The 16,098-nt window shown below is 74.7% G+C and carries 8 protein-coding genes and 3 pseudogenes; 2 read left to right on the top strand and 9 right to left on the bottom strand.

All coding sequences use genetic code 11. The annotated features are described in order from the left end of the window. Positions 1–29 precede the first annotated feature (29 nt). The gene (locus tag BS75_RS27995; RefSeq protein ID WP_052069747.1) at positions 30–710 is read left to right on the top strand and encodes a TetR/AcrR family transcriptional regulator; all 681 of its coding nucleotides are present in this window, start codon (positions 30–32) and stop codon (positions 708–710) included. Between the two features lie 43 nt (positions 711–753). Here BS75_RS27995 and BS75_RS43505 read toward each other — a convergent pair. After that, positions 754–1,769 (bottom strand): annotated as a pseudogene (locus BS75_RS43505) (S8 family peptidase). Beyond that, positions 1,769–2,257, bottom strand: coding sequence for a hypothetical protein (locus tag BS75_RS49505; RefSeq protein WP_034090243.1), 489 nt, complete (start codon positions 2,255–2,257; stop codon positions 1,769–1,771). Before BS75_RS49505 ends, BS75_RS43505 begins: the two are co-directional and overlap by 1 nt. Positions 2,258–2,410: 153 nt before the next feature. On the opposite strand from BS75_RS49505, the pseudogene BS75_RS43500 reads away from it, so the two are divergent. Next, positions 2,411–7,143 (top strand): annotated as a pseudogene (locus BS75_RS43500) (ATP-dependent helicase). 398 nt (positions 7,144–7,541) lie between these two features. On the opposite strand, the gene BS75_RS27970 reads toward BS75_RS43500, so the two are convergent. From BS75_RS27970 to BS75_RS27940, 7 genes and pseudogenes are all read right to left on the bottom strand, one after another. Further along, positions 7,542–7,898 carry a helix-turn-helix domain-containing protein gene (locus BS75_RS27970; RefSeq protein ID WP_034090241.1) on the bottom strand — a complete coding sequence of 119 codons (357 nt, stop codon included), beginning with the start codon at positions 7,896–7,898 and terminating at the stop codon, positions 7,542–7,544. Positions 7,899–8,070: 172 nt separating this feature from the next. Beyond that, positions 8,071–8,547: pseudogene (locus BS75_RS27965) on the bottom strand (CinA family protein); the annotation flags it as partial. Between the two features lie 29 nt (positions 8,548–8,576). Then, entirely contained in the window at positions 8,577–9,122 is a 546-nt protein-coding gene (pgsA, locus tag BS75_RS27960) for a CDP-diacylglycerol--glycerol-3-phosphate 3-phosphatidyltransferase (RefSeq protein ID WP_042436638.1), read from the bottom strand. A gap of 116 nt (positions 9,123–9,238) precedes the next feature. After that, positions 9,239–10,732, bottom strand: coding sequence for a 30S ribosomal protein S12 methylthiotransferase RimO (gene rimO / locus BS75_RS27955; protein ID WP_034090240.1), 1,494 nt, complete (start codon positions 10,730–10,732; stop codon positions 9,239–9,241). Between the two features lie 87 nt (positions 10,733–10,819). Beyond that, on the bottom strand, positions 10,820–11,893 hold the full coding sequence (locus BS75_RS27950) for a helix-turn-helix domain-containing protein (RefSeq protein WP_052069744.1): 1,074 nt from the start codon (positions 11,891–11,893) through the stop codon (positions 10,820–10,822). A 169-nt stretch (positions 11,894–12,062) separates the two neighbouring features. Next, positions 12,063–14,921 (bottom strand): DNA translocase FtsK, encoded by a 2,859-nt coding sequence (locus BS75_RS27945; RefSeq protein ID WP_034090239.1) that lies wholly within the window; start codon positions 14,919–14,921, stop codon positions 12,063–12,065. A 120-nt stretch (positions 14,922–15,041) separates the two neighbouring features. Continuing rightward, a complete protein-coding gene (locus BS75_RS27940) occupies positions 15,042–15,764 on the bottom strand; it encodes a response regulator (protein ID WP_034090238.1) in 723 nt (240 codons plus the stop codon). Positions 15,765–16,098 lie beyond the last annotated feature (334 nt).

The following is a 16,098-nucleotide window of genomic DNA, read 5'->3' as shown; positions in this document are numbered from 1 at the left end:
GGAGATCGGCGGGACGGACGGAGGCAGGCGTGGCAGAGCTGACCGAAGCAGCGCCGACCGCGGCAGGGCCGACCGCGGAGAAGGCGGGCGCAGAGAAGGCGGGCGCCCCCCGGCGGCGGCAGGCCCGCGGCGAGCGCCGGATCGCCGAGCTGCTGACCGCGGCCGGACTGGTCTTCGCGGAGTCCGGCTACTCGGCCACGACCACCAACGCCATCGCCGCCCGCGCCGGCGTCTCCCCGGGCACCCTCTACCAGTACTTCCCCAACAAGGACGCCATCGCCGACGCGGTGGCCGTCCAGTACACCGAGGAGCTGGGCGAGCTGATCACCCGGGTACTCAAGGCGGCGGCGCCCGGCGAGACCCTGGCCGAGCAACTCGACCGGATCATGGGTCCGTTGGTGGAGTACCACGTCGAACACCCGGCCTGCATCGTGCTCTTCGTCGGCCCGGACACGCCCCAGCGGCTGACCGACCTGCACCAGCCCCTGCAGGACGCGATGCTGGTCCGGATCGCGGCCATCCTCGGCGCCTTCGCCCCGGACGCCGCGCCGGAGCAGGTGCGCCGCTCGGCCGAGGTGGCCGTCCACATGTTCAAGGGGCTGCTGCCGCTGGTGCTGACCGCCGCGCCGGAGGACCGGCCGCGCTACATCGACGAGATGAAGCTGACCTTCCTCGGCTACTTCTCGCTCCTGGCCGACCGGTCCCGCTGACCGGACCGTCGACCGGCCGACCGCCCGACCGGCCGCGCCGCGCTCACCGGTCGGGCGTCTCCACCAGCCCGTAGCCGTAGTACGCGCCGCCCAGGCAGTCCGGGCCGGTGAGCCGGCCGGAGGGGCAGTCGATCCGCAGCGCGGCGGCCTCCAGCCGGCGCGCCAGCTCGGCGCTGCCCGCGCCGGGGTGCAGCGCGGCCTCGACCGCCGCCGCGCCGCTGACCTGCGCCGCCGCCATCGACGTCCCGGCCAGCGCGGCATAGCCGCCGCCCGGCCAGTCGGAGACCACCGCCTGACCGGCGCCGCCGTCCGGGTCGCCGCCGGGGGCGGCCAGCTGCACCTGCCCGGCCCCCCAGTTGGAGTAGCCGGCCAGGTTGCCGTCGCGGTCCACGGCGGTCACGTCCAGCACCCCCGGCAGGCCGCCGGGCAGCCGGAGGCACTCGGCGCCGAGGTGGCGGACGGCCGGCCGGACGCCGTCCGGGTGGTCGTTGGGGCTGCGCTCGTCGGTGCGGGCGGCGCCCAGGTTCTGCGCGTCGTTCCCGGCCGAGGCGACCACGACCGCGCCCTTGTCCTGGGCGTAGCGCACCGCCCGGCCGACGGCGGCGATGATCGCGGCCTGGTCCCGGTCCTCCGGGCAGTTGTACTTCCACGGGTCGGCGAAGTAGCTGTCGTTCACCACCCGGGCCCCGTGGTCGGCGGCCCAGAGGAAGCCGCAGACCAGGTTCTCGGCGTAGTACTGCCCGACCGCGCCGAGCAGCCGCACGGCGGCGATCCGCGCCCCGGGGCCACCCCGGCGACGCCGTCGCCCGGCCGGTCGGCGGCGATGATCCCGCTGACATGGGTGCCGTGGCCGCTCTCGCCCACCTCGGGGTCGGGCCGCCAGGCGCCCGGACTGCTGTCCGGCGTGCCGGTCGCGCAGGAGGCCGAGCGGCCGGGATCGACGGCGGCGCGCAGGTCCGGATGGGTGTCGTCGACCCCGGAGTCCAGCACCGCGACGACGGTGCCGCGCAGTGCGGCACGGACCCGGGCGGGCAGCCCGGCCACCGTGGTCCGGCCCATCATCCGCAGGTTCCACTGCGGGCGGCCGTGCGGATCCGGTGCGGCCGGAACGCTGTCCCGGGGCGCGGCGTCGCCGGAGCGGGCGCCGCCGCGCCCGGCCGACCGGGCGTCCCGGCGCGGGGCGCCCGCACCCGGGCCGCCGCACCGCTCTGCGGGTCGGGGACCGGGACGGTGCGGCTGGCGCCCGCGGCGAGGATGTCCGGCTCCCCCCGCACCACCCGGGCGAAGTCGCTGCGCGGGCCGTACGCCAGCACCGTGCCGATCTGCGGGTAGGCCTCCACCACCCGGCCGCCGCCCGCCCGCACCGCCGCCTCGGCGGCGGGAATCCCGCCGGGCCCGTCCTGCCGGGCCACCACCAGGTAGGCGAAGGACTGCCCGGTGGTGCTGCCGGCCCCCGGCACGGCGCCGCTGAGCAACAGGGCCACCAGGGCCAGGACCACCGAGCAGCGGGCGAGCGGGAAGACGTGACCTGGCTGACTCGGCCGCACACACGCCTCCGCTGCTCGTGGACATCGCTGCTTGTGAACACTGGCAACCCCGGGCCGGGATATTCATACGATATGAGCGGATATCGGATCGTGCTCGCTCTCGGCGGTCCGGTCGGGCGTCGGCTGTCAGTGGCCCGGTGCACCATGGGGGGCATGGCCGGACCCCAGCCCTCCCAGCCCTCCGCACCCGGTGAGCCGGTCGCCGCACCGGCGCGCGACCCGCTCGCCGGGTTCGCCGCGCCCACCCGCGCCTGGTTCACCGGGGCCTTCCACGCGCCCACCGCCGCCCAGGCCGGCGCCTGGCGCGCCATCGACGAGGGCTCCGACGTCCTGGTGGTCGCGCCGACCGGCTCCGGCAAGACCCTGGCGGCCTTCCTCGCCGCGCTCGACCGGCTCTCCAGTACTCCCCCGCCGGCCCAGGCGCTGCGGCGCTGCCGGGTGCTCTACGTCTCTCCGCTGAAGGCCCTCGCGGTGGACGTCCAACGCAACCTGCGCGCCCCGCTGGCCGGGCTGCGCCAGGCCGCCGTCCGGCTGGGGCTGCCGGAACCCGAGATCGAGGTCGGCATCCGCTCGGGTGACACCCCGCCCGCCGAGCGACGGCGTTTCGCCACCCACCCGCCGGACATCCTGATCACCACCCCGGAGTCACTGTTCCTGCTGCTCACCTCCGCCGCCAGGGAGGCGCTGCGCGGGGTGGAGACGGTGATCGTGGACGAGGTCCACGCCGTCGCCGGGACCAAGCGCGGCGCGCATCTGGCGCTCTCCCTGGAACGGCTGGACGAGCTGCTGCCCGCCCCGGCCCAGCGGATCGGCCTGTCGGCGACGGTGCGCCCGGTGGAGGGCGTGGCCGGCTGGCTGCGCGACGGCAGCCTGCGCCCGCAGCGCCGGACGGTGATCGTCCAGCCGCCCTCGGAGAAGCGCTTCGACCTCTCCGTGGTGGTTCCGGTCGAGGACCTGGGCGAGCTGTCCGGGGGCAGGCCGGATGCCGAGCAGCCGGAGCGGTCGGCTTCGATCTGGCCGCATGTGGAGGAGCGGATCACCGATCTGATCGAGGCCCACCGCTCCACCATCGTCTTCGCCAACTCCCGGCGGCTGGCCGAACGGCTCTGCGGGCGGCTGAACGAGATCGCCCACGAGCGCGCCACCGGCGAGGCCCTGCCGCGCACCGGCGCGCCCGCCGAGCTGATGGCGCAGGCCGGGGTCGGCCGGGCCGCACCGCCGGTGCTGGCCCGCGCGCACCACGGCTCGGTCTCCAAGGAGCAGCGCGCCGACGTCGAGGAGCAGCTGAAGTCCGGGCTGCTGCCGGCCGTGGTCGCCACCTCCAGCCTGGAGCTGGGCATCGACATGGGCGCGGTCGACCTGGTGGTCCAGGTCGAGTCGCCGCCCTCGGTCGCCTCCGGGCTGCAGCGGGTCGGCCGGGCCGGGCACCAGGTCGGCGCGGTGTCGACCGGCGTGGTCTTCCCCAAGTACCGGGGCGACCTGGTCCAGTCGGCGGTGGTCACCGAGCGGATGCGCAGCGGCGCCATCGAGTCGCTCCGGGTCCCGCGCAACCCGCTGGACGTGCTGGCCCAGCAGATCGTGGCGATGACCGCGATGGACACCTGGGACGTGGACGAGCTGCTGGCGCTGGTCCGCCGGGCCGCGCCGTTCTCCGCGCTGCCGCAGTCCGCGTTCGACTCGGTGCTGGACATGCTGGCCGGCCGCTACCCCTCGGACGCCTTCGCCGAGCTGCGCCCCCGGGTGGTCTGGGACCGGGTGGCCGGCACCGTCAGCGGCCGTCCGGGCGCCCAGCGGCTGGCGGTGACCTCCGGCGGCACCATCCCCGACCGGGGGCTGTTCGCGGTCTTCCTGGCCGGGCACGACCCGAAGAAGGGCGGGGGCCGGGTCGGAGAGCTGGACGAGGAGATGGTCTACGAGTCCCGGGTCGGCGACGTCTTCACCCTGGGCACCTCCTCCTGGCGGATCGAGGACATCACCCATGACAAGGTGCTGGTCTCGCCCGCTCCCGGGGTGCCCGGCAAGCTGCCCTTCTGGCACGGCGACTCGCTCGGCCGCCCGCTGGAGCTGGGCCGCGCCGTCGGGGCCTTCCTGCGCGAGCTCGGCGGACTGACGCCGGAGGACGCGACCGGGCGACTGCGCGCGGCCGGACTGGACGGCTGGGCCGCCACCAACCTGCTCGCCTACCTGGCCGAGCAGCGCACCGCCACCGGCCACCTGCCGGACGACCGGACCATCGTGGTCGAGCGGTTCCGGGACGAGCTCGGCGACTGGCGGATCGTCGTCCACTCGCCCTTCGGCGCCCAGGTGCACGCACCCTGGGCGCTGGCCCTGGGCGCCCGGCTGGCCGAACGGCACGGCATGGACGCCCAGGTGATGCACGCCGACGACGGCATCGTGCTGCGGCTGCCCGACGCCGACCTGATGGATTTCCCCGATTTCCCGGACTTCGCCGACTCCGCCGACCCGGCGTCAGCGGCCGCCCCGGTCCCGGTCCCGGCCGCCGTCGACGAGGCGCCGATCGGCGCGGACGCCACCGTCTTCGACCCCACCACGATCGAACAGATCGTCACCGACCAGGTCGGCAGCTCCGCGCTGTTCGCCTCGCGCTTCCGGGAGTGCGCCGCCCGCGCCCTGCTGCTGCCCCGACGCAGCCCCGGACGCCGCACCCCGCTCTGGCAGCAGCGCCAGCGCTCCGCCCAACTGCTGCAGGTCGCCTCCGAGTTCGGCTCCTTCCCGATCGTCCTGGAGGCGGTCCGCGAGTGCCTCCAGGACGTCTTCGACGTCCCCGGGCTGGTCGAGCTGATGGGCGACATCGAGTCCCGGCGGGTCCGGCTGGTGGAGGTGACCACCCCCGAGCCCTCCCCATTCGCCCGCTCGCTGCTCTTCGGCTACGTCGCCCAGTTCCTCTACGAGGGCGACTCCCCGCTGGCCGAGCGCCGCGCCTCGGCGCTCGCCCTGGACTCCCGGCTGCTGGCCGAGCTGCTCGGCCAGGCCGAGCTCCGCGAGCTGCTGGACGCCGAGGTCCTGGCCGAGCTGGAGGCCGAGCTCCAGCGGCTCACCCCGGAGCGCCGGCCCAAGGACGCCGAGGGCGTGGCCGACCTGCTGCGGCTGCTCGGCCCGCTCTCCGCCGAGGAGCTCGCGGAGCGCGGCTGCGCCCCGGACTGGCCGGAGCAGCTGCGGGCCGCCCGCCGGGTGATCGAGGTCCGGATCGCCGGTGAGCGGCGCTGGGCCCCGGTGGAGGACGCCGGACGGCTCCGCGACGCCCTGGGCACCCCCCTGCCGGTGGGCGTGCCGGAGGCCTTCACCGAGCCGGTGAAAGACCCCCTTGGCGACCTGCTGGCCCGGCACGCCCGCACCCACGGCCCGTTCACCGCCGCCGACGCCGCCGCCCGGTTCGGCCTCGGCCCGGCCGTGGTCCAGGCCGGGCTGCAGCGGCTGGCGGTGACCGGCCGACTGGTCCAGGGCGAGTTCCGGCCCGGCGGCAGCGGTGCCGAGTGGTGCGACAGCGAGGTGCTGCGGCGGCTCCGGCGGCGTTCGCTGGCCGCGCTCCGGCACGAGGTCGAGCCGGTGCCGCCGCGCGCGCTGGCCGCGTTCCTGCCGCAGTGGCAGCACCTCGGCAGCCACCGGCTGCGCGGGGCCGACGGCCTGCTGCGGGTGGTCGAGCAGCTCCAGGGGACGCTGGTCCCGGCCTCCGCGCTGGAGCGGATGGTGCTGCCGTCCCGGGTCTCGGACTACAGTCCGGCGATGCTGGACGAGCTGACCTCCTCGGGCGAGGTGCTCTGGTCCGGCGCCGGGGCGCTGCCCGGCAAGGACGGCTGGGTCTCGCTCTGCCCGGCGGAGACCGCCCCGCTGCTGCGGGCCGCCCCGCTGCCGCTGGAGCCCTCCCCGCTGCACCGGGCGGTACTGGCGGCGCTGGCCCCCGGCTACGGGCTCTTCTTCCGGCAGCTGACCGAGCAGGTGCAGCGGCAGCTGCCGGAGGCCACCCCGACCGAGCTGGCGACCGCGCTCTGGGACCTCACCTGGTCCGGGCTGCTGACCAACGACACCCTCGGCCCGCTGCGGGCGTACCTCGGCTCGGGGCGCACGGCGGGCTCCACCGCGCACCGCGCGCCCCGCTCCACGCCCCGCGCACGCTACGGCGTCGCACGCCCGGCGTCCCGCCCGGCGGGACGCGCCGCCGCGCTGCCGACCACCGCCGGCCGCTGGTCGCTGCTGCCGCCGCCGCTCGCGGACGCCACCCAGCGCGGCCACGCCCTGGCGCAGACCCTGCTGGACCGGCACGGGGTGGTCACCCGGGGAGCGGTTCAGGCGGAGCGGGCTCCGGGCGGCTTCGCCGGTGTCTACCGGGTGCTGACCGCCTTCGAGGAGAACGGCCGCACCCGGCGCGGCTACGTGGTCGAGGGGCTGGGCGCGGCCCAGTTCGCGACCGACGGCGCCATCGACCGGCTGCGCGCCGTCAGCGGCTCGCTGGCCAACGCGGCCGAGCGGGGCGAGGAGCCGACCGGCGGGCCGGGCGCGGACCAGGTGCTGGCGGCGACCGACCCGGCCAATGCCTACGGCGCGGCCCTGCCCTGGCCGGAGCCGCCGGTGCCGGCCACCTCCGGACACCGGCCGGGCCGGAAGGCGGGCTCGCTGGTGGTGCTGCTGGACGGCGCGCTCACCTGCTACCTGGAGCGCGGCGGCAAGTCGCTGCTGACCTGGACCGACGACCGGGCGGCCCTGCGCCGGGCGGCGTCCGCGCTGGTCCGGGCGCTGCACGGGGCACGCTGCCCGACCTCACCGTCGAGCGGATCAACGGCGAGTCCGCGCTCACCTCAGCCCTCAGCGCCGCCTTCGAGGACAGCGGGTTCCACCCCACCCCCCGGGGGCTGCGACTGCGCAACTGAGGAGCGTGAGCGCAGGACGGGCCGTCGGCTGCTGTGGATCGGCATCAGGCTGAGGGTCCAGCCGCCGGCGAACATCAGTCCCACCCCGCCGCCGGGGCCGGAGGCCCCGGCCAGCAGCACCCACCAGAGACCGGCGCTGCACAGCAGCGCCAGCGACCAGGCGAACGGTCCGCGACGTGGGCGGGACAGCGGGGAGAACTGCGGTATCGACGGCCTGACCATGGCGCAACCACCTCGCGGTCCCGGTCGGCGGCAGCCGTCCGGAGCGGGGACAGAAATTCCATCGTAGGCATACCCGGTCATATTGGGCAGGTATGAGCGCAGACGGGGTAACGGGCACGGCGAACGCCGGGCCCGCCCCCGGGGGGACGGACCCGGCGCCGCGCCGGACAGGGGCCTCAGGCCGCGACGACGTCCATCGCACTGGCCTTGGGCAGCAGCGAGGGCATCCGGTCGCCCGGGCCCGAGGGCACGGCCACCGGCTCGACCAGGATCGGGCGTACCGGCTCACCGGCCGCCAGCTCGGCGAGCGACAGCTCGTCGCTGACCTCGCGCATCACTTCGGACATCCGGACGTCGAGGGCGTCGCAGATCGCGGAGAGCAACTCGGAGGATGCCTCCTTCTGGCCGCGCTCGACCTCGGACAGGTAGCCCAGCGAAACCCGCGCAGCGGCTGAGACCTCGCGCAGGGTGCGGCCCTGGCGCTGGCGCTGCCGACGCAGGACGTCACCCAGCAGACGACGGAGCAGGATCATCGGTGGCTCCCTCCTTGGACCGCGGCTCGACACGTCACTGCCCCACCGTACCGCTTGACCCGCATCACGTGCGGGGAGCCCGGTCGTGTTCACTCTGGGCTGTATCCATGGCCCCTCCCCTGGTGTTCGCGGTATGGACGCTGGAGCTTCCCGGTGCGTCACTTGTCCTATTCCCGGTAGGACCGGTAGTCCTAACCCTCTGGTTCCACACAGCCTCGCCCAGTAGTTCGAGCGCAGCCTCTACGGTTCTTCGTCGGATTGTGGCACGGCCTGCCGAAAGCCGGAGCGAAGAGAGGGATAGTCCCTCCGGTCCTGCGACCGCAAGGTGTACCGTGCCGACCGGCTGTCCGTCCTGCGGCTCGGGGCCGGCCACCCCGGTGGTCGCGACGCCGTAGTCGGCGCCCATCAGCCGCCGGACGCCCTCGGCCATCTCCGCGGCGACCTGCGGGTCCACCGCGCCCCGGGCGGCCAGCAGCCCGGCGTCCACCCCCAGCACGGTGCCCTTGAGCTCGGTGGCGTAGGCGGTGACCGAGCCCCGGAAGGAGCGGGAGGCGCCGGGGACGGCGACGAAGGCCGCCGCCAGCAGCCCGCCGGTCAGCGACTCGGCGACGGCCACCGTCGCCCCGGCCTCGCCCAGCGCGGCCAGCACCGCCCCGGCGTCGGCCGGTGGCTGCGCGCTCACTCGCCGGCCCGCTCACGGGCCAGGGCGGCCCGGCGCAGCACCACGACCTGCCGGACGTAGTCCAGGCCGGTCACCACGGTGAGGATCACCGCAACCGCCATCAGCCAGGCCCGGGCGGTCGCCAGCGGGCCGGTCAGCACCAGCACGTACATGCCCACGGCGATGCCCTGGGTCAGCGTCTTGATCTTGCCGCCCCGGCTGGCCGGGATCACGGCGAGCTTGATCACCCAGAAGCGCATCAGCGTGATGCCGACCTCGCGGACCAGGATGACGATCGTCACCCACCAGGGCAGGTCGCCCAGGGCGGACAGCGCGACCAGCGCCGTGCCCATGATGGCCTTGTCCGCGATCGGGTCGGCGATCTTGCCGAAGTCGCTGACCAGGTTCATCCGCCGGGCGAGCTCGCCGTCGAAGAGGTCGGTGATCATGGCGAGGGCGAAGGCCGCCCAGGCCACCGAGCGCCACTTGGGATCGTGTCCGCCGTCGGCCAGCAGCAGCGCGGCGAAGACCGGGACGATCAGCAGCCGCAGGATGGTCAGCATGTTGGGGATGTTCCACAGGCTGCCCAACCCGGTCACCGGGCCCGACGCGGACCCCGACACGGACGCCCCCGCCGAGACGGGCGCCACGCCCCCGGTTCTCCCCTCCGGGCCTGGTGTCACGCGTCCACCTCGGCTCCGACACAGCCGATCGCCTCGGCGATCAGGTCGACGCCCTCGCTGGCCACGACCTTCGCCTCGACCAGGTCACCGACCTTCACCCCCTCGGGGGCGCCGAGCAGGGTGGTGCAGCCGTCGGTCTCCGGGGCCTGGTGGGCGGCCCGGCCGACCACGCCGTCCTCCTCGTCGATCGACTCGACCAGGACGGTCACGGCGCTGCCGATCCGCTCCTCGGCCCGCTGCGAGGTCATCTCCTCGGCCAGCCGGCCGATCTTCGCCAGCCGTTCGGCGACGACCTCCTCCGGGAGCTTGCCGTCGTAGGTCGCGGCCTCGGTACCGTCCTCGTCCGAGTAGCCGAAGACGCCGATGGCGTCCAGCCGGGCGTGGGTGATGAAGCGTTCGAGCTCGGCCAGGTCGGCCTCGGTCTCGCCGGGGAAGCCGACGATGAAGTTGGACCGGGCGCCGGCCTCCGGGGCCTTGGCCCGGATCTGCTCCAGCAGGCCGAGGAACCGGTCGGTGTCGCCGAAGCGGCGCATCCGGCGCAGCACGTCCGGCGCGGAGTGCTGGAAGGACAGGTCGAAGTAGGGCATGACGCCCGGGGTCGAGGTCAGCGCGTCGATCAGACCGGGGCGCATCTCGGCGGGCTGGAGGTAGCTCACCCGGACCCGGTCGATCCCCTCGATCGCGGCGAGCTCCGGCAGCATCGTCTCCAGCAGCCGGATGTCGCCCAGGTCCTTGCCGTAGGAGGTGTTGTTCTCGCTGACCAGCATCACCTCGCGGACGCCCTGCTCGGCGAGCCAGCGGGTCTCGTTCAGCACGTCGGAGGGGCGGCGGGAGAGGAAGGAGCCGCGGAAGGCCGGGATGGCGCAGAAGGAGCAGCGCCGGTCGCAGCCGGAGGCGAGCTTCACCGAGGCGACCGGGCTGTCGTCCAGTCGGCGGCGGAGCATCCGGGGCCCCGAGGCGGGCGCGACGCCCTCCGGGAGGTCCTCGATGACCGGTGCGGCCGCGGACGCCTCCCCGTGGCCGGGGACGGCCACGGAGCCGCCGTCGGCGGCCTGCTGCCGCTCGACCGGGCTCAGCGGGAGCAGTTTGCGGCGGTCGCGGGGGGCGTGCGAGGTGTGCTGGCCGCCGGAGAGGATGGTCTGCAGCCGGTCGGTGATGTCGGCGTAGTCGTCGAAGCCGAGGACGGCGTCCGCCTCCGGCAGCGCCTCGGCGAGCTCCTTGCCGTAGCGCTCGGCCATGCAGCCGACGGCGACGACGGCCTGGGTGCGGCCCCGGCCCTTCAGGTCGGAGGCCTCCAGCAGGGCGTCGACCGAGTCCTTCTTGGCGGCCTCGACGAACCCACAGGTGTTGACGACGGCGATGTCGGCGTCGGCGGCGTCGTGGACGAGCTCCCATCCATCGGCTTCCAGGCGCCCGGCGAGTTCCTCGGAATCGACCTCGTTTCGGGCGCATCCAAGGGTGACAAGGGCGACTGTGCGGCGTTCGGACATGTCGCCAAGATTACCGAGGTTTTGACGCGGGTGGCACGAAGGGGTAAAACCGCAGCCCAGACCGGGTGCTCCGGGGCCGCTCCGGGGTCACCGGACGGACGCGGCCGAGGCGGGCGGAGCCGCCGGGGCGAGCGGCGCGGCCGAACCGACCGCCGCGGCCGCAGCAGCGGCGGAAGCAGGCGGCGGCGCGGGCACGGCCGGCGCGGCGGAGGCGCGCGGGGCAGCCGGGGCGGCAGCGGCGGGCGGGGCGGCCGGGGCCTTGCGGAAGTCGGACGGGGTGTAGGCGAGCTGCACCACCTGGCCGGCCGCACCGGGGCGGCCGACATCCTTGCCGTTCACCCAGAGGTGGACGCCGCTGGCGTTGCCGAGCACCAGCTGCAGTCCCTTGGGGTCGGTGTAGCTCTGGCTCGCGCCCTTGGCGAGATCGCCCTCGAAGAACGTCCGGCCGGTGGTGTCGGCGACCTCCAGCCAGCTGTCCGCGGCGTCGGCGGTGAGCTTGACGGTGACCACGCCCAGCGGCGCGGCCGGCGCGGCCGGCGGGGCGGTCCTGACCGGCGCGGCGGGCATCGTCGGCCGCAGCACCACCAGCGGCTTGGCCGGGCCGCTGGCCGACGGCGAGGGCACGACCGCGGCCTCGGCCGCCGTGTCCTTGCTCCGGCCGTCGGCCAGGTTGAAGCCGATCACCGCGGCCACCACCACGATCGCCGCCACCATCGCCCCGGCCCAGCTGGGCCGCCGCCGCTCGTGGTTCATCCGGCTGGGCTCGAACAGCGGCAGCGGCAGCGGCCGGGCCGCCGCCGAGGTCCCGCCGTGCGCCTCGTCGAACTCGGTGACCAGGGCGTCCGCGTCCGCGCCCACCGCGCGGGCCAGCGAGCGGACGTGGCCGCGGGCGTAGAAGTCGCCGCCGCATCGGCTGAAGTCGTCCTGCTCGATGCCCTCGATGATCGGCACCCGGACGCTGGTGTCGTCGCCGACCTCCTCCACGCTGCGGCCGGCCGCGATCCGGGCGGCGCGGAGCACCTGCCCGATCGACGGCCGCTCCGCCCCCGCCGGTCCGCCTGCCGGGTCCGCATCCGGCACGGGCAGCGGCGCGGTGTCCACCCAGGGCTTGGCCGGGGTGGTTCGGCCGGATTCTTCGGAGAGTGACGTGCCGCTGGCCACAGTTCCGCCTTTCGAGCGTTCACCGCCTGCTGCCGCGCGGTCCCGCGAGGACGGCGGCCGGAGACATCAGCTGATCGTCAGTCTAGGAGCGGGAGCCGAGGCCCCGGCAAGCGGTGATCCGCCGAAAGTGGAACGCCCGGGAGCGGCCCGCCGATGCGCCCTCGACCGCTCATTCGCCCCTGAGAGTGAGCAGCACCCCGTCCAACTCGTCCGCCGTCACCAGCACGTCGCGGGCCTTGGAACCCTCGCTGGGGCCGACGATGCCGCGCGACTCCATCAGGTCCATCAGCCGGCCGGCCTTGGCGAAGCCGACCCGCAGCTTGCGCTGGAGCATCGAGGTGGAGCCGAACTGGGTCGAGACGACCAGTTCGGCGGCCTGGACCAGCAGGTCCATGTCGTCGCCGATCTCCTCGTCGATCTCCTTCTTCGGCGCGCTGCCGACGGTGACGTCGCTCCGGTACTCGGCCTGGAGCTGCGCCTTGCAGTGCTCGACGACGGCCTCGATCTCCTCCTCGGTGACGAAGGCGCCCTGCATCCGGGTCGGCTTGCCGGCGCCCATCGGCAGGAACAGCGCGTCGCCCTTGCCGATCAGCTTCTCCGCGCCCGGCTGGTCCAGGATGACCCGGCTGTCGGCCAGCGAGGAGGTCGCGAAGGCCAGCCGGGAGGGCACGTTGGCCTTGATCAGACCGGTGACCACGTCGACGCTGGGGCGCTGGGTGGCGAGCACCAGGTGGATGCCGGCCGCGCGGGCCAGCTGGGTGATCCGGACGATCGAGTCCTCGACGTCGCGCGGGGCCACCATCATCAGGTCGGCCAACTCGTCGACGATCACCAGCAGGTACGGGTACGGCGTCAGCACCCGCTCGCTGCCCGGCAGCGGCTGGGCCTTGCCGGAGCGGACCGCCCGGTTGAAGTCGTCGACGTGGCGGAAGCCGAAGGCGGCCAGGTCGTCGTAGCGCAGGTCCATCTCCCGGACCACCCACTGCAGCGCCTCGGCGGCCTTCTTGGGGTTGGTGATGATCGGCGTGATCAGGTGCGGCACGCCCTCGTAGGCCGTCAGTTCGACCCGCTTGGGGTCGACCAGGACCAGCCGGACCTCGTCCGGGGTGGCCCGCATCAGGATCGAGGTGATCAGGCAGTTGATGCAGGAGGACTTGCCCGCGCCGGTGGCGCCGGCCACCAGGATGTGCGGCATCTTCGCCAGGTTGGCGACGGCCGTCTGGCCCTCGACGTCCTTGCCCATGCCGACGATCATCGGGTGCGGGTCGTTGGTCGCGATCGGCGAGCGCAGCAGGTCGCCCAGGTTGACCATCTCGCGGTCGGTGTTGGGGATCTCGATGCCCACCGCGGACTTTCCCGGGATCGGGCTGATGATCCGGACGTCCGGGCTGGCCACCGCGTAGGCGATGTTGCGGGCCAGCGCGGTGATCCGCTCGACCTTCACCGCGAGGCCGAGCTCGACCTCGTAGCGGGTCACCGTCGGGCCCCGGGTGAAGCCGGTGACGGCGGCGTCGACCTTGAACTCCGCGAAGACGTTGCTCAGCGCGGCCACCACGTCGTCGTTGGCCTTGGACCGGGACTTGCCCGGTCCGCCCCGGGTCAGCAGCTCGGGCGGGGGCAGCTGGTAGCCGCTGCCGGCCGGCAGCGGCAGCTGCTCCGAGCGCAGCGGCGGGATGCCGCCGTCCTCCTGCCGGGCCGGCGGCACCCCGGCCGCGTCGCCCGACTCGGCCCCCGACCCGCCGTCGAACTCGTCGACGTCGACCTCGTGGTCCGGGACGGCGTCGGCCGGCGCCGCGACCGGCTGCTCGGCCGGCGGGGCTTCGCCGGGCGGGGTGTTGTCCTTCACCTTGCTCAGCATGTTGACCAGCGTGGGCGAGGGATGGACCCCGTGGATGACCGCGCCGTCCAGCTGGGCGGCGGCAGCGGCGGCCACGTCGATGGCGTCCAGGCCCCCCGGGGTCGCCGGGGCCGACTCCTCGGCCCCGGCGGCGACCTGACGGCGGCGCGGGCGGCGGCGTCCGGCCGGCACCGCGGCGCCCTCCTGCTCCAACTGCTCGCGCTTCTCCAGCAGCACGGCCCGCTCGGCGGGCGTACCCGGCTCGCCCTCGAACTCGCCGAAGCCCAGCTCGTCCAGGCCGCCCGACTCCCAGTCCCCCTCGTCGCCGTCGAAGTCCCCGCCGGGCGGCGGCAGTTCCGGATCGATCAGGGACAGCCGCACGCCGAGCAGGCGCAGCCGCTCGGGGATCTGGTTGACCGGGGTCGCGGTCACCACCAGCAGGCCGAAGAAGGTGACCAGCAGCAGCAGCGGCACCGCCAGCGCCGGTCCGGCGGCGGCCATCAGCGGACGCGAGGCGGCCATGCCGATCAGCCCGCCGGCGGCCCGGATCCGCCCCGCGCCGGCATGCAGTCCGGGGGCCCCGCAGCCGATGTGGACCAGCCCGAGGACGCCGATGGTCAGCGCACCCAGGCCGATGACGATCCGTCCGTTGGCCTCCTGCTGTTCCGGATGGCGCATCAGCCGCACGGCGATGCCGACCAGGAGTATCGGCACCACCACCGCGAGCCGTCCGAACGCGCCCTGCACCACATTGGTGACCGCGATCCCGAGCCAGCCCTGCGGGTCGGACCAGGATCCGGCGGCGACCAGCAGCGCCAGCGCGACCAGCAGCAGCGCCAGGCCGTCCTTGCGGTGCGCGGGGTGCAGCCCCTTGGCGCCGTTGCCCACGCCCCGGGCGGCGGCGCCGACCCCGTGCGCGATGCCGAGCCAGCTGCCGCGCACCGCGCGGTAGGCGATCGGCTTCGGCGGGGCGGGCGGCTTGGCCGGCGCGGCGGCCTTGGCGGGCGCCTTGGCCGCGGACTTGGCCGGCGCCTTGCCGGCCGGCTTGGCGGCGGGCTTGGCCGACGCCTTGGCGGCGGGCTTCGCCGGAGCGGCCTTCTTGGCGGGCGCCGCCTTCTTCACCGGGGCGGCCTTCTTCGCCGCCCCTGCGTTTCGGGTACGCGAACCGCTTCCGGACGTGCGTGTGGCCATGCGGCCCAGGTTACCGGTGTGAGCGGGAGCGCAACATGTGCTGCGCCCGGTTGCTCCGGCGGTGTCGGAATCACCGGCCCCGGACGGACGGGGCCTGTCGCGGCATCAGTTGCCGGGGCGTCAGTTCTCGGGTGCGGGCAGCGGGCCGGTCGCGCCGCCGGGCTCCAGCGCGTCCAGCGCCCGGCGCAGCCCGGTCAGCCGGCGCTCCAGGTGGGTCGCGGTGGCGACGGCGGCCGGGTCGGCGGCCTCGTTGAGCTGCTTGGTCAGCGCCTCGGCCTGCTCCTCGACCGCGGCGAGCCGGGCCGAGAGCTCGGCCAGCAGGCCGCCGACCGGGTCGCCACGACGGACGGCCTCGCCGCCGCCGCTGCCGTTCGAGTTGCCGTTGCCGTGGCCGCCCTGCCCGGCCGCACCCGCGTCCAACTGCAGCCGCAGCAGCGCGGCCTGCTCCTTGAGCTGGCAGTTCTTGGAGTACAGCTCGACGAAGACGGAGACCTTGGCGCGCAGCACCCAGGGGTCGAACGGCTTGGAGATGTAGTCGACCGCACCGGCCGCGTAGCCGCGGAAGGTGTGGTGCGGGCCGTGGTTGATCGCGGTCAGGAAGATGATCGGGATGTCCCGGGTGCGCTCGCGGCGCTTGATGTGGGCGGCGGTCTCGAAGCCGTCCATCCCGGGCATCTGGACGTCCAGCAGGATCACCGCGAAGTCGTCGGTGAGCAGCGCCTTCAGGGCCTCCTCGCCGGAGGTCGCGCGGACCAGCGTCTGGTCCAGGGCGGAGAGGATCGCCTCCAGTGCCAGCAGGTTCTCCGGCCGGTCGTCGACCAGGAGGATCTTGGCCTTCTGCACGCTGGCCCGCCCTCCTCGTCCCGGACCGTGTCCGGTCGACGTGATGTCGGCCGGGACCCGTGCCCCGACCACTCCTGCCACGGTCTCGCCCGCGCTGTCTGACTGCTGCACCGAAGTTGACCTTGTCGCGATTCCGGCGGTCAACCCGGCTTCGGTCGTACTCGTCACGGTCATGCTAGCCGCACCTCACTGCCTGCTACCCACACCACCGGCGATCCGTGCCTGGAACAGGGCGCTCTGGTGACCCAGCCGGTACCCATAGCAACGCCGAGTGACACTATCCGGTTCCCCGTGGGCGCGGCCACCACCCCTGCGAGTGGGTACAGCCCCGGCG

Source organism: Streptacidiphilus albus JL83 (genome assembly GCF_000744705.1).
GTDB classification, from domain to species: Bacteria; Actinomycetota; Actinomycetes; order Streptomycetales; family Streptomycetaceae; genus Streptacidiphilus; species Streptacidiphilus albus.
This window is presented reverse-complemented; position numbering and strand designations above follow the sequence as displayed.

What these genes read in the sequence shown, in the direction of transcription:
- BS75_RS27970 (WP_034090241.1), bottom strand. Translation starts at nt 7,898, where the DNA reads ATGATCCTGCTCCGTCGTCTGCTGGGTGACGTCCTGCGTCGGCAGCGC.
- pgsA (WP_042436638.1), bottom strand. Translation starts at nt 9,122, where the DNA reads ATGCTGACCATCCTGCGGCTGCTGATCGTCCCGGTCTTCGCCGCGCTG.
- rimO (WP_034090240.1), bottom strand. Translation starts at nt 10,732, where the DNA reads ATGTCCGAACGCCGCACAGTCGCCCTTGTCACCCTTGGATGCGCCCGA.
- BS75_RS27945 (WP_034090239.1), bottom strand. Translation starts at nt 14,921, where the DNA reads ATGGCCACACGCACGTCCGGAAGCGGTTCGCGTACCCGAAACGCAGGG.